Below are 13,425 nucleotides of genomic sequence, written 5' to 3'. Positions count from 1 at the left end.
CGGAAAGGAAGAAAATCGTGCAAGAGATTGCGGATGTAATTGTAGATGTTCCAACACTTCAAACAAATATCCCTTATGAATTTAAAATTCCTAAAAAATTTCAAGAAGATATCACCATTGGGATGCGCGTGATTGTTCCTTTTGGAAAAGGAGATCGTCGGGTACAAGGCTTTATTACAAAACTTAAAGATGAACAGAGCTTTGATGGAGAATTGAAAGAAATTTTAGAACTGATGGATTTAGAGCCGGTCTTGAACCAAGAATTGATTCATTTGGGGGAATGGATGGCTCAAACAACCTATAGTTTCCGTATTAGTTGTTATCAGACCATGTTACCGGCTGTTTTAAGAGCTCGCTATCAAAAAATAGTAAAGTTAATGGATAAAGAAATAGCAGACAGCGAATTATTTGATATCTTTCAAGGAAAGAATTGGTTAAGCTGGGAAGATGTTGAAGAAAGAGACTTAACAAGCAAAATGTTAAAACTTAAAAAAGAAGGAAAAATTGAAGTCAATTATTTGGTAGATGATAAAGCTAATAAGAAAACAAAAAAAGTTATTTATCGGAAATTACCAATCAATCAATTGAAAGAGATTTATGACAAAATCAGTAATAGAGCCCATCGACAAAAACAATTGATTGAACGACTCCTTCTACTAGCCGACGATGAAAAAATAGAACAAAAAACATTAAAGCATACTTATGAAATAGACACGCCAGTCATTAATCGAGGAGTTGAGGAAGGTTGGTGTGAGGTAAAAGAAGTTGAAGTCTATCGAGATCCCTATGAAAAATCAGATTTTCAGCATACGGAACCTCTAAAGTTAAATCAAGAACAACAAGTTGCTTACGATAAAATTAATGGCACGATTCAAAAAGACAAACATGAAGTATTTTTACTAGAAGGTGTTACAGGCAGTGGGAAAACGGAGGTATATCTTCAATCTATTGCAGAAGTACTAGAAAAAGATCAAGGTGCACTCGTATTAGTTCCTGAAATAGCTTTAACTCCGCAAATGGTTCATCGATTCAAAGGAAGATTTGGCGAACTTGTTGCTGTTTTACACAGTGGTCTTTCTGATGGTGAAAAATATGATGAATGGCGAAAAATAGAAAAAGGCGAAGCCAAAGTCGTAGTAGGTGCTCGTTCTAGTGTATTTGCTCCTCTAGAGAATATTGGAATTATTATTATTGATGAAGAGCACGAAACAACATATAAACAATCAGATTCTCCAAGATATCACGCACGTGATGTCGCAATTTGGCGAGCGAAAGAACACCATTGCCCAGTGGTGTTAGGAAGTGCGACCCCATCATTAGAATCTAGAGCGCGTGCTTCTAAAGAAGTCTATACGTTACTAGAGCTCAAGGAACGAGTCAATCGTCAAGCTTTACCCAGTGTAGAAATCATTGATATGCGGGAAGAAATGAAAGAAGGAAATTCTTCTTTATTTTCAAAGCCGTTAAAAGAAGCTTTAGTTAAACGATTAGCCAATAAAGAACAGTCTGTACTGATGTTAAATCGCCGCGGATATTCTTCTTTTCTAATGTGTCGAGATTGTGGTTTTGTATTGAAATGCCCGAATTGTGATATTTCACAAACCTTGCATATGGATACTCATTCAATGAAATGTCATTATTGTGGCCACGAAGAAGCGATTCCTAAAATTTGTCCTTCTTGTCATAGTTCTAAAATACGTTATTTTGGAACAGGTACACAAAAAATAGAAGAAGAATTAAATAAATTACTGCCAGAAGCGAATATTATTCGTATGGACGTAGACACTACCCGCCGAAAGGGAGCACACGAACGACTGTTACAAAAATTTGGAAATCAAGAAGCCGATATTTTATTAGGAACCCAAATGATCGCAAAAGGACTAGACTTTCCAAACGTCACTTTTGTAGGGGTCTTAAATGCGGACACGGCATTAGGTTTGCCAGATTTTCGCTCTGCAGAAAAAACTTTCCAACTATTAACGCAAGTTAGTGGACGAGCTGGCCGTGGAGAAATAAATGGTGATGTCGTTATTCAAACTTATAATCCAGAACACTATGCGATTCAACTGGCCCAAAATCATGATTATGCCACTTTTTATTTAAGAGAAATGAAATACCGCCATTTGAGTGACTATAGTCCTTATTACTTTTTAACAAGTATTCAAGTTAGTCATGAAAATGAAGTAACCGCAGCGAAAAGAATTCAACAAGTGGCTGAGTTTATTAACCCTTATCTAAGTGAACAAGCTATTATTTTAGGGCCCACACCAAGGTTTGTCGCAAGAACGCACAATAAATATCATTTTCAGTTAATTATTAAATATAAAAATGAAAAAGGTTTGAATGAAGGTCTGCATAAATTATTGAACAGTACACAAAAAGAACAAGCACAAGGTCTAACGATAAAGATTGATCCACAACCAAATCAGTTTTTATAAGTTGAAAAAGAATAAGATTAAAAGCAAAGCAAGGAGTTATTCAATCATGCGAAAAGTTATTTTTATGGGAACACCTAGTTTTTCAGTGCCTATTTTACAAGCTTTAATTGAAGAAGAAACCATTGAAATTGTAGCGGTGGTCACGCAGCCTGATCGTAAAGTAGGACGCAAACAAATCCTTACACCTTCTCCAGTAAAAAAATTAGCGACTGAACATGAAATCCCAGTATTACAACCTGAAAAGTTATCAGGGTCTTCCGAAATGCAACAAATAGTAGAGATGGAACCTGATCTGCTCATTACGGCAGCCTATGGGCAATATGTACCGACTAAGTTATTAAATATCCCAACTTACCGTGCAATTAATGTTCATGCTTCACTATTACCAAAGTATAGAGGAGCAGCTCCTATTCATTATGCCGTTTTAAAAGGGGATGATGTTACAGGAGTTACGATTATGTATATGGAAAAAGTAATGGATGCGGGAGATATTATTGCGCAAAGAGAAATTCCAATTACAAAAGAAGACGATACAGGAACCTTATTTGAAAAATTAAGTCTGCTTGGTCGAGATTTATTAATGGACACTTTACCTAAAATATTTGCGCGTGAAAATGCATCTATTAAACAAGACGAATCAAAAGTTTCTTTTTCTCCAATGATTTCTAAAGAACAAGAGAAAATTGACTGGGAACAAACAGCAAAGGAAATATATAATCTAATTCGAGCCTTGCGACCAGCCCCAGGAGCTTATACATTAATTGAAGAGACTCGATTTAAAGTTTGGGATTCTGAAGTGATTAATCAAGGAACCTCTAAAGACCCAGGAACTATTATAAAAATAGATAAAGAGCACTTATATGTTGCCTGTGGTGAACAAACTGTATTGTCTCTTAAAGAAGTCCAACCTGCTGGAAAGAAGAGAATGGGAATTGACGATTATTTAATTGGTACAGATTTAGAACTTGATGACCATTTTACAGTATAAGATAAATATAATGATTGAGTAATTTCTAAATTCGTTCACTAAATTCATTGAAAACATTCAAATGCAGAATGTACATTGATTTTAAATGTTTAAGTTAATATACTAGTGATGTTGTTGTCTGAAAATATCACCCATAATATATAGGTAGGTGCTAAATTGGCAAAAAAGAAAGAAATTCTACAGAGTAGTCGATATTTAGCTGTCGAAATTTTAGAAAAAATTGAACAAGAAAATGCATACAGTAATCTTTTATTGCGTGAAGTGATTAATAATCAGGAACTGTCTAAAGAAGAAGCAAATTTACTCACAGAGTTGGTTTATGGCGTATTACAGAGAAGGATGTTATTAGATTACCAATTGGAACCTTTTTTGAAGAAACAAAAGAAATTAGCCCATTGGGTAAGACAACTTCTTCGTCTTTCATTATATCAAATGGAATTTTTAGATCGAATTCCTGATCATGCCATTATTAATGAAGCAGCTAATATCGCACGAGTTAAAGGACATCGCGGTATTGTAGGATTAGTAAATGGTGTTTTAAGAAACATTCAAAGAAAAGGCGTGCGTGAAACTACCCATTTACAACCGCTTAATAAGCGGTTGAGTATTCAATATAGCCTTCCACAATGGTTAATTGATGAATTTATCAAACAACACGGCGAAAAAGAAGCTGAAGCATTCGCTAAGTCATTCAGTGAACGCCCGAAACTCAGTTTACGAGTAAACCTTCGTAAAATTTCACGAGAAGCAGCTATTGACGAATTAAAAGAAGAAGGATTTGACGTTACAGAAAGTACGATCTCTCCTTATGGTATTATAGTAGAAAAAGGAGTCCCTATAGAATCTCGTTTATTCAAGGAGGGGTATTTAGCGGTTCAAGATGAAAGTTCCATGCTGGTTGCTCCTGCCTTAAATGTTAAACCTTCCCATTATGTTTTAGATGCTTGTGCAGCTCCAGGCGGGAAAACAATGCATATAGCAACTAGTTTTTTGGATAAAGAAGAAGGTGGAAAAATTGTCGCCTTAGATATTCATGAACATAAAATAAATTTAATCAAAGATAATGCCAAAAGACTAAAGGTAAAAGAAGTTGTAGAGGCCAAACATTTAGATGCGCGTCAGGTTTTAAATGAATTTAAGCCCGAAACTTTCGATCGTATTTTAATTGATGCGCCTTGTTCCGGGCTGGGATTAATGCGACGCCGACCAGAAATCCGTTACAATAAAACAAAACAAGATATTTTATCTTTACAAAAGTTACAACTTGAAATATTGAATGAGGCAAGTAAAACATTAAAATTGGGTGGAGAGCTTATTTATTCAACGTGTACAATTACCCAAGAAGAAAATCAAGAAGTTGTTCGTCAATTTTTAGAAAAAAACAAAGAATTTTCCAGAGCAAAAGTTGAGTTACCAGAAAGCGAATTGCAAGTAAGTAAAGATGGCTCATTGACCATTTATCCACATCAATATGGTACGGATGGTTTTTTTATTTGTCGATTAAAGAAACAATAAGACATGAAGTTAGAGCTTCTTTAGATAACCTTGTCTTTTTTTGAAAAATGTTAGATACTTGTTATAAATAAATGTTTAGAATCGTTGAGGTGGATATATGAAGTATAGTTTAAAAACTCACCAAGGAAAAAGAAAAGATAACCAAGATTACGCAGGTGTGTTTTTTAACCAGTCTGGTTTATTGTTAGCCGTATTATGTGATGGGCTAGGAGGACATCAGGCGGGAGATATTGCAAGCGAAATGGCAGTTTCTCAGATAGGAAACGGATGGGAAGGAACAGATTTTTCTTCTCAAGACACGTACCTTGTTCAAAATTGGTTAAAAGAAAAAATTAACAAAGAAAATGCTCGAATTTATGAAGCAGCTAGTACGTATTCGGATTTAGAAGGAATGGGTACGACTTTAGTGGCGAGCGTTATTTTGAAAGAAAACGTACTGTTTTCTAATATTGGGGATAGCCGTGCGTATACTTATTTTAATAATCAAATTGAATTGGTCACAGAAGACCATTCTTTTGTTTCTGAACTGCAGCGAAAAGGGGCTTTAACAGACTTAGAAGCCTTAACCCATTATAATCGAAATGCTTTGACACGATCGTTAGGTGTTGAGGGGCAAGTGGATGTTGATTTCTTTAAACGATTAATCAATAAAGTAGATGTTATTATGCTTAATTCAGATGGTCTATCCAATGCAGTTAGTGAGACAGAAATGTTAGAAATTTTAAAACAAACTGATCTATCATTAGACCAAAAATCAGAAATGCTCGTGAATAAAGCAATAGAAAATGAAGGATCTGATAATATAACCGTCAGTTTAATTGATGTAAACATGACGCCAGATCATAAGGTAGGTGAAGACAAATGAACCAAGGTGAACGTGTGAGCGGACGTTATAAGATAATTGAAAAAATTGGCTCCGGTGGAATGGCTAATGTATATCTAGCAATGGATTTGATTCTTGAACGAGAAGTTGCTGTTAAAATGATTTCATTAGATTTTCAAAACGATAAAGATAGCTTACGACGTTTCCAAAGGGAAGCTTTATCTACTACAGAATTAACCCACCCAAACATAGTAACCATTTACGATGTAGGAGAAGGAGATCGACCGTACATTGTAATGGAATATGTGGATGGAATGGATCTGAAACAATACATCCGGGAAAACCATCCGATTCCTTATAAAAAGGTAATTAACATCATGGAGCAGATATTGGATGCGATTGAATATGCACACAAAAATGATGTAATTCACCGAGATATAAAACCTCATAATATCCTAATTGATAAAAACGGGAATGTAAAAATAACAGATTTTGGGATTGCAGTAGCCCTCTCTCAAAACTCTATTACACAGACCAATTCCTTGTTAGGATCTGTTCAGTATATTTCTCCGGAACAAGCTAGAGGAAATGTGGTGACTAAACAATCGGATATTTATTCTTTAGGGATTGTTTTGTATGAATTATTGACGGGAACTGTTCCCTTCCAAGGAGAATCCGCGGTTTCTATTGCCTTAAAACATTTTCAAACACCAATTCCTTCCTTGCATGAATTTGATTCTCGAATTCCTCAACCTTTAGAAAATGTTGTTTTAAAAGCAACGGCTAAAGAGCCTAGGCACCGCTATGCAACAGTAGGTGAAATGAAAGAAGACTTAAAGACTGTATTATCTCCTTCTCGAAGAGGTGAAGAAAGATTTGAACCTCCTGCTGAAATTGAAGAAGATACATTAGTTCTTGATGCAAGTGCCCTGAATGCAAGTTCTGAGGCTATGGCAGCTTCTCCGATTAGTGATGAAACCATTAACTTATCAAAAGAAGAAGAAAAAGAGACTTCTAAACCAAAGAAAAAACGACGTTGGTGGTGGTTACTCCTTCCGGTTATCTTGGTGGTTGTGTTCGTTGCCTATTTATTATCTAAACCCGTCCAAGTCATTATACCGAAAGAACTTGTAGGTCTTGAACAAGAAGAAGCAGTTAAACTTTTAGAAGAGAACTCTTTAGAAGTGGGAGAAATTATTACTCGCCCCAATGATGACTATGAAGAAGGGATTGTATTCCGCGTAAATCCAGATATAGAAGCTAGCGTTTTAGAAGGGTCAGAAGTTGACTTATATGTAAGTTTAGGAGAAGAAACCTTTAAAATCAAAGATTATGTTGGAAAGAGCTATGAAGAAGTTCGTGCTGAGTTAGATGAGTTAGGCTTTGAGGTTGAAAGTGAAACAGCGACCAGCGAAACTGTTCCAGAAGGGTCAATCATTGAGCAAGATATTGATTCTGGAGAAGAAGTGGTTCCTAGTGAAACAACGATTACTTTTACTGTAAGTTCTGGTAGACGCGAAATTTTCATGATTGATTTATCGGGTTTTTCTCGAGAAGAAGTGGATAAATATGTAGATGAAAATGGTTTATATTTATCTACTAGTGAAGAAGCCTCCGATACGATTCCAGTTGATCAAGTGATCCGACAAGAACCAGAAAAAGATACTTCTTTATATATTGGAGAACGAATCAAGGTGGTATTTTCTACAGGACCTGAAGAAGCTAAAACCGTTTCTTTTTCAGAAGAAGTCTCAATCCCTTATGAAGAGAATTTTGCAGAATCCCAAGACGATGAAGAAGACGAAGAACCAGAACTTTTGCCAAATAAAATAAAAATTTATATTGGTGATTATGAAAATGATATTGACACAGTATATGAAGAATTTACGATACAAGAAGATACTTCACGTAAATTAAGCTTTATCATCGAAGAAGGCGAATCTGCTGAATATCGAATAGAAAGAGATGACGAGCAAATTATTAAAAAAGTCGTGACTCCAGAACCAGAATAATTAAAAGAAAGAGGAGATGTTTTGCGAGAAGGGCAAATTACAAAAGCATTAAGTGGATTTTATTACATTACAGATGAAAAGGATGTCGTCTACCAAACAAGAGCACGCGGTGTTTTTAGGAAAAAAGGAATTACTCCCTTAGTAGGAGACTATGTGAAGTTTGAAAGTGAAAATCAAACTGAGGGAACACTTGTTGAAGTTAAACCAAGAAAAAATGAATTGGTGCGTCCTCCAATTGCAAACGTAGATATTGGCGTTATTGTGGCATCTGTTACGGGTCCTAATTTTTCAGTCCAATTACTTGATCGCTTTTTGATTATGCTTGAATATAAACATATTGATCCTATTATATATGTATCTAAACTAGATATAGCGGACGAAGAAACTGTGGAAGAAATTGAACAATATAAAGCAGTTTATGAAAAAATTGGTTATCCATTTATTACTCTAAATGTAGCTGAGACAGAAAATTTAAAAGAAGAAATAAAAAAAATCTTTACTAATTATTTTGAGAATAAGCTAGCCGTATTCATTGGTCAGTCAGGTGCAGGAAAATCAACTTTATTAAATTTCTTAAATCCTGCGTTTAATCTAATAACAGCCGAAACCTCTAAATCACTTGGCCGAGGAAAACACACTACAAGACATGTCGAGTTGTTACCTTTACTCGGTGGATTGTTTGCAGATACACCAGGTTTCAGTGCTTTAAGTTTTCCAGATATTGAAAAAGAAGAGCTATCCGATTGTTTTCCAGAAATGAGAAAATTAAGTCCTAACTGTAAATTTAGAGGCTGTTTGCACCAGAATGAACCAAAATGTGCAGTAAAAGATGCGCTAGAAACGGGTGAAGTTGCAAAATCACGTTACGAAAATTATCTGCAAATATTAATCGAGATTCAAAACCGAAAACCAATGTACTAATAAATTATGAATAGAAAGTTGTGGAATAGAATGGGGAAAATAGCACCATCGATTTTAAGTGCCGACATAAAAAAATTAGGCGAAGATATCCAAATGCTTGACCAAAGTGAAGCTGATTGGATCCATATCGATATTATGGACGGGCATTTTGTTTCTGATATTACGTTCGGTTCGAATGTTGTTGCAGCAGCTAAAAAAATCACAGATCTGCCACTCGATGTACATTTGATGGTGGAAGAACCTGAAAAAATAATCACTAAATTTATTGAAGCGGGGGCTACAGGGATCACTGTCCATGCGGAAACAACCAAACACCTTCATCGGGTCATGCAAGACATTAAAAAACAAGGTGCCTATCCTGGAGTCGTTATAAATCCTGGCACCCCTGTTTCATTTATTGAACCTGTTCTACCCATTGTAGATTTAGTTCTAGTAATGACGGTTAACCCAGGTGCAGGCGGCCAAAAATTCATTTCTGAAATGGTTCAAAAAATTGAACAACTAGCCAATTATCGTCGTGAACACGACCTTGACTTTCTTATTCAAGTGGATGGCGGTATTAATAATGAGACCATTCAAATTTGCCATGAAGCGGGTGCAGATGTATTTGTTGCCGGATCTAACATTTTTGGTGCAGCATCGCCTGAAGATCAAATTCAAACCTTAAAAAAATTGGTGAATTAATATGAAGGATATCCATATTATATTAGGAGCACCAAAAACAGAAGAGATTCGTCCTTTAATCAAAACGGAAGGAATTGTAATAGGGGTTGATCGCGGAGCTTTACTAGCGATAGAAGAAAATCTGAAAATAGATGTGGCATTAGGAGATTTTGATTCAGTCTCTCTGCATGAAAAAAAGATGATTGAACAGAGCAAAGCGAAAGTTTTAAATTTTCCGACAGATAAAGACGATACAGATGCGGAACTTGCTTTTGAATATGCTTTAAATCATTTTGATGCAAAGAATATCTATGTCTACAATTGGTATGGGGGTCGAATTGATCACTTATATAGTATTTTGATGATTGTATTACAAAAAAGATTTGAGACACTCATCCCAAAATTAAAATATATAGCCACAAATAATGTCATTGAATACTTTTTGCCAGGAGAGTATACAATAGATAAAATCAAACAAATGGATTATTTATCCTACATCTTAATGACTGAAGTAGAAGGTCTTACTCTTAAAGAAGTGAAATATGAATTAATAGAAGAAGATTTTGATCAGCCTTTAGCGTTAATTAGTAATGAATTTCTAAATAAGCAAGCGTCTTTAGCCTTTAAAAAAGGGATCATTGCAGCCGTCCAAAGTCGAGATAAAACAGAATAAAAAAATAAACGTTGGATTTACTAAAAAGTAAACCCAACGTTTATTTTTATTCAAATTAGACTCTTTGAACTTTTCCAGATTTAAGTGCTCTAGCAGAAACCCAAACACGTTTAGGTTTACCATCAACTAGTACACGAACTTTTTGTAAGTTTGGTTTAAAAGAACGTCTTGAAGAATTAAGTGCGAATGAACGATTATTTCCTCTGCTTGCTGTACGTCCTGTAAAGTAGCATTCTTTAGCCATCGTATTTCCTCCTTTGCAAACAGTCAAAATGACTATTTTCATACTTCAATACAATACCATAATATTTTTTAAAAAACAAGAAAAAAATAAATTTATTCAGCGATTATTATTAGTGACAGCTGAGTGGACCCACTTTTAATATAGAATAAACGACAGTTAGTGAGTACTGGTCACTTCTATCACGCACAAAAATCTATAAAGTGAGTGCTAATACTTCCACCACACATAAAATACGATTAAGTGTGCGCTGATCACTTCTACCACAAAAAAAATCTATAAAGTGGGCGCTAACACTTCCATCACACACAAAATACTATTATGGGTGTGCTAACCACTTCACCTGCATTCCTCCGCGCACAAAATATTATTAAGTGTGTGAAAAGCTCTCCAATGATTAAGCAGAATAATTACTTGTATATTGATATTCTACAGTAAATAAGGTAATATCAAGTCGTCTTAGCAATTAAACAGATTAAGACAACATAATGAACGATTGAGAAATTTGTTTAGTTTGATTAGAAGTAAATTAAAAAAACTATTACAACATGAATAGATCAACCTTTAGCCATGTCTAATGGTGGATTCATGTTGATAATTTTCATGTTTTTAGTTAATATTGTTAAAGTATGAAATAATTTGTTAGAACTAATAAAAAATATTACAACGAACGGAGAGGAGAACACATTATGTCCGTTACGGTAAATAATGAACATGGAACCATAGAAATCTCTAATGACGTTATTGCAACAGTTGTTGGTGGAGCTGCAACAGAAATACCTGGAGTGGTAGGTATGGCAAGTAAACACCAAGTAAGAGATGGATTAAACGAGATATTAAATAGAGAAAATTATGCAAAAGGAATAGTTGTTGATCAAGAACAAGAGGGTGTAGTCATTGGTGTCTACATCATCGTAAGTTATGGCACAAAAATTTCAGAAGTATCAAAAAATGTACAAGAGCGAGTTAGCTATCAGTTAGAGGCTAGTCTAGGCGTTCAAGCAGACGCAGTAAATATTTTTGTACATGGTGTACGTGTACAAAATGATGATTAGTCGGGTCACAGTTTGATTGTGACACAGGGAGGAAAGACAATGGAATTATCGAAATTAACGGGTAAAGATTTTAAAGATATGATAGTAGCTGGCCAATCGCATTTAGCCCAAAATGCTGAATATGTAAATTCATTAAATGTATTCCCCGTACCAGATGGAGATACAGGAACAAATATGAATCTTACTTTTTCAAGTGGAGCAAAAGCTGTAAAAGAAAATTCAGATACTGAAATAGGTAAAATAGGTCAAACATTATCTAAAGGATTATTAATGGGCGCACGAGGAAACTCAGGCGTTATATTATCTCAATTATTTAGAGGTTTTAGTCGATCAATTGAATCAAAAGCAGAAATTAATACAATTGAATTTGCACAAGCTTTCCAAGCAGGTGTAGATTCAGCCTATAAAGCAATTATGAAACCTGTGGAAGGAACTATATTAACTGTTGCTCGAGAATCAGCCGAAGCAGGGAAAAATAAAGCTCAAACCACAGAAGATATTATTGAAGTAATGGAAGAAATCCTTGCTGCTGCTAAAGTCTCATTAGATCATACACCGGAATTATTGCCAGTACTTAAAGAAGTAGGGGTAGTGGATAGTGGGGGTCAAGGATTAGTTTATGTCTATGAAGGCTTCTTATCATCTTTAACAGGTGAAGAAATTCAAGTAGTCGAAGAACCAGATTTAGATGAACTTGTTCGAGCAGAACATCACCGCGGAGCGGTGCATGACGCTATGAGCGCGGAAGACATTGAGTTTGGCTTTTGTACAGAGATCATGGTTCGTCTAGGTAAAGGAAAAACAGTAGACAGTGAATTTGATTATGATGAATTCCGTAATCATTTGAGTGAACTAGGAGATTCTTTATTAGTCATTGCGGATGAAGAAATTGTAAAGGTGCACGTGCATACTGAAAGACCAGGAGAAGTTATGAATTATGGTCAAAAATTTGGAACACTCATTCATATTAAAGTAGACAATATGCGAGAACAACATGCAGCACTCGATCATTCAGAAGCACCAAGTACAGAAAAAACGACTGAAAAAGAGGTCTCAGTTATCTCGGTAGCAGCAGGCTCTGGAATTAAAGATTTGTTTGAAAGCATGGGTGTTGATTATGTAATTGAAGGTGGTCAAACAATGAATCCGAGTACTCAAGATTTCTTGGAGGCCATGGAAAAAGTTCCTGCTAAAAATTACATTTTATTACCAAATAACAGCAATATCTTTATGGCAGCGAATCAAGCAACGGAAGTTTCAGAAGCAAATGCAGCTGTTGTTGAAACACGAACGATTCAGCAAGGAATAAATGCCATGCTAGCTTTCAATCCAGATATGGAATTGGAAGAGATTCAAGAATTAATGTCAGAAGAGATACAATATGTAACTTCTGGGCAAATAACATTTGCAATTCGTGATACAGAAATTAACGGTTTAAAGATTAAAAAAGATGATTACATGGGCTTAATTGATGGCGATATAGAAGTGACCAACAATGATTTAGAAACAGCCAGCTTAGAAACCATTAAAAAAATGATTACTGAAGATAGTGAAATAATCACCTTATTATATGGAGAAAATAGTTCAGAACAATTGGTTCATTCATTAATGGAACAATTAGCAGAACTTTACCCAGATATTGAAGTTGAGATACATGAAGGTGGACAGCCCGTCTATCCATTATTAATTTCAGTAGAATAAGTAAAACTCGCTAAATGATGAGTTTAAAACAAAGTGAAGATTGTATAATGAAGTTAGTCACCTAAAATAAAAAAGTCATGTGAAATTCATGTTATATTGAATATACCACTAACCAATATAAGGAGAATTCACATGACCCAAAATAATACTAACACAAAACCACACAAAGGAACACACCTTACAAAAAGTGAAATGGATAAGATTGAAGGTTATAAGGCAGAAAATCGCTCAAATAGGGCGATTGCTCGTTTGCTTGGCCGTAGCCCTCAAACGATTAATAATGCGATTAAAAAAGGGTCGTTTACTCAAAAACGTAAACAGATACAGAATGGGAAAACCTATACTTATTATGAGGAAGTTTATTCTGCAAGTCTTCATGAAGATGTTTATTTAGA

General features: G+C 35.1%; 12 protein-coding genes. 11 read left to right on the top strand and 1 reads right to left on the bottom strand.

Features of this window, described 5'->3' with window-relative positions; translation table 11 throughout:
- The first annotated feature begins 17 nt into the window (after positions 1-17).
- The 8 genes from priA (at position 18) to BUB96_RS04975 (ending at position 10,033) form a co-directional block, all read left to right on the top strand.
- Positions 18-2,438, top strand: a complete 2,421-nt coding sequence (priA, locus tag BUB96_RS05010) for a primosomal protein N' (RefSeq protein ID WP_073297304.1) — start codon at positions 18-20, stop codon at positions 2,436-2,438.
- Between the two features lie 46 nt (positions 2,439-2,484).
- The gene (gene fmt / locus BUB96_RS05005; RefSeq protein ID WP_073297301.1) at positions 2,485-3,426 is read left to right on the top strand and encodes a methionyl-tRNA formyltransferase; all 942 of its coding nucleotides are present in this window, start codon (positions 2,485-2,487) and stop codon (positions 3,424-3,426) included.
- A gap of 156 nt (positions 3,427-3,582) precedes the next feature.
- A complete protein-coding gene (gene rsmB, locus BUB96_RS05000; RefSeq protein WP_073297298.1) occupies positions 3,583-4,941 on the top strand; it encodes a 16S rRNA (cytosine(967)-C(5))-methyltransferase RsmB in 1,359 nt (452 codons plus the stop codon).
- 97 nt (positions 4,942-5,038) lie between these two features.
- The gene (locus BUB96_RS04995; RefSeq protein ID WP_073297295.1) at positions 5,039-5,806 is read left to right on the top strand and encodes a Stp1/IreP family PP2C-type Ser/Thr phosphatase; all 768 of its coding nucleotides are present in this window, start codon (positions 5,039-5,041) and stop codon (positions 5,804-5,806) included.
- Positions 5,803-7,776: a Stk1 family PASTA domain-containing Ser/Thr kinase gene (gene pknB, locus BUB96_RS04990; RefSeq protein ID WP_073297290.1), complete on the top strand. Its 1,974-nt coding sequence runs from the start codon at positions 5,803-5,805 to the stop codon at positions 7,774-7,776. Before BUB96_RS04995 ends, pknB begins: the two co-directional genes overlap by 4 nt.
- Before the next feature lie 21 nt (positions 7,777-7,797).
- On the top strand, positions 7,798-8,697 hold the full coding sequence (gene rsgA / locus BUB96_RS10560; RefSeq protein WP_073297286.1) for a ribosome small subunit-dependent GTPase A: 900 nt from the start codon (positions 7,798-7,800) through the stop codon (positions 8,695-8,697).
- Between the two features lie 30 nt (positions 8,698-8,727).
- Positions 8,728-9,381 (top strand): ribulose-phosphate 3-epimerase, encoded by a 654-nt coding sequence (gene rpe, locus BUB96_RS04980; RefSeq protein WP_073297283.1) that lies wholly within the window; start codon positions 8,728-8,730, stop codon positions 9,379-9,381.
- Position 9,382: 1 nt separating this feature from the next.
- Positions 9,383-10,033 carry a thiamine diphosphokinase gene (locus BUB96_RS04975; protein ID WP_084136875.1) on the top strand — a complete coding sequence of 217 codons (651 nt, stop codon included), beginning with the start codon at positions 9,383-9,385 and terminating at the stop codon, positions 10,031-10,033.
- Positions 10,034-10,088: 55 nt separating this feature from the next.
- Here the strand turns inward: BUB96_RS04975 and rpmB are convergent, their stop codons facing one another.
- Positions 10,089-10,277 carry a 50S ribosomal protein L28 gene (gene rpmB, locus BUB96_RS04970; RefSeq protein WP_073297280.1) on the bottom strand — a complete coding sequence of 63 codons (189 nt, stop codon included), beginning with the start codon at positions 10,275-10,277 and terminating at the stop codon, positions 10,089-10,091.
- A 686-nt stretch (positions 10,278-10,963) separates the two neighbouring features.
- Between rpmB and BUB96_RS04965 the strand changes: the two genes are divergently transcribed.
- From BUB96_RS04965 to BUB96_RS04955, 3 genes are all read left to right on the top strand, one after another.
- Complete coding sequence (locus BUB96_RS04965) at positions 10,964-11,329, top strand: Asp23/Gls24 family envelope stress response protein (RefSeq protein WP_073297277.1); 366 nt, start codon at positions 10,964-10,966, stop codon at positions 11,327-11,329.
- Between the two features lie 39 nt (positions 11,330-11,368).
- Positions 11,369-13,030 carry a DAK2 domain-containing protein gene (locus BUB96_RS04960; protein ID WP_073297273.1) on the top strand — a complete coding sequence of 554 codons (1,662 nt, stop codon included), beginning with the start codon at positions 11,369-11,371 and terminating at the stop codon, positions 13,028-13,030.
- Between the two features lie 132 nt (positions 13,031-13,162).
- Positions 13,163-13,425, top strand: a 263-nt coding sequence (locus BUB96_RS04955; RefSeq protein ID WP_143274280.1) for a helix-turn-helix domain-containing protein, incomplete at its 3' end; no start/stop codon positions are given.

Origin of the sequence: Atopostipes suicloacalis DSM 15692 (genome assembly GCF_900129085.1) — a bacterium.
Classification (GTDB): Bacteria; Bacillota; Bacilli; order Lactobacillales; family Carnobacteriaceae_A; genus Atopostipes; species Atopostipes suicloacalis.
The sequence above is the reverse complement of the archived record's forward strand: the minus strand, read 5'-3'. Positions and strand labels throughout refer to the sequence as shown.

Excerpts from the sequence above, each read along its gene's own strand:
- fmt (WP_073297301.1), top strand. The coding sequence starts at position 2,485 with ATGCGAAAAGTTATTTTTATGGGAACACCTAGTTTTTCAGTGCCTATT.
- BUB96_RS04995 (WP_073297295.1), top strand. The coding sequence starts at position 5,039 with ATGAAGTATAGTTTAAAAACTCACCAAGGAAAAAGAAAAGATAACCAA.
- pknB (WP_073297290.1), top strand. The coding sequence starts at position 5,803 with ATGAACCAAGGTGAACGTGTGAGCGGACGTTATAAGATAATTGAAAAA.
- rpe (WP_073297283.1), top strand. The coding sequence starts at position 8,728 with ATGGGGAAAATAGCACCATCGATTTTAAGTGCCGACATAAAAAAATTA.
- BUB96_RS04975 (WP_084136875.1), top strand. The coding sequence starts at position 9,383 with ATGAAGGATATCCATATTATATTAGGAGCACCAAAAACAGAAGAGATT.
- rpmB (WP_073297280.1), bottom strand. The coding sequence starts at position 10,277 with ATGGCTAAAGAATGCTACTTTACAGGACGTACAGCAAGCAGAGGAAAT.
- BUB96_RS04965 (WP_073297277.1), top strand. The coding sequence starts at position 10,964 with ATGTCCGTTACGGTAAATAATGAACATGGAACCATAGAAATCTCTAAT.
- BUB96_RS04960 (WP_073297273.1), top strand. The coding sequence starts at position 11,369 with ATGGAATTATCGAAATTAACGGGTAAAGATTTTAAAGATATGATAGTA.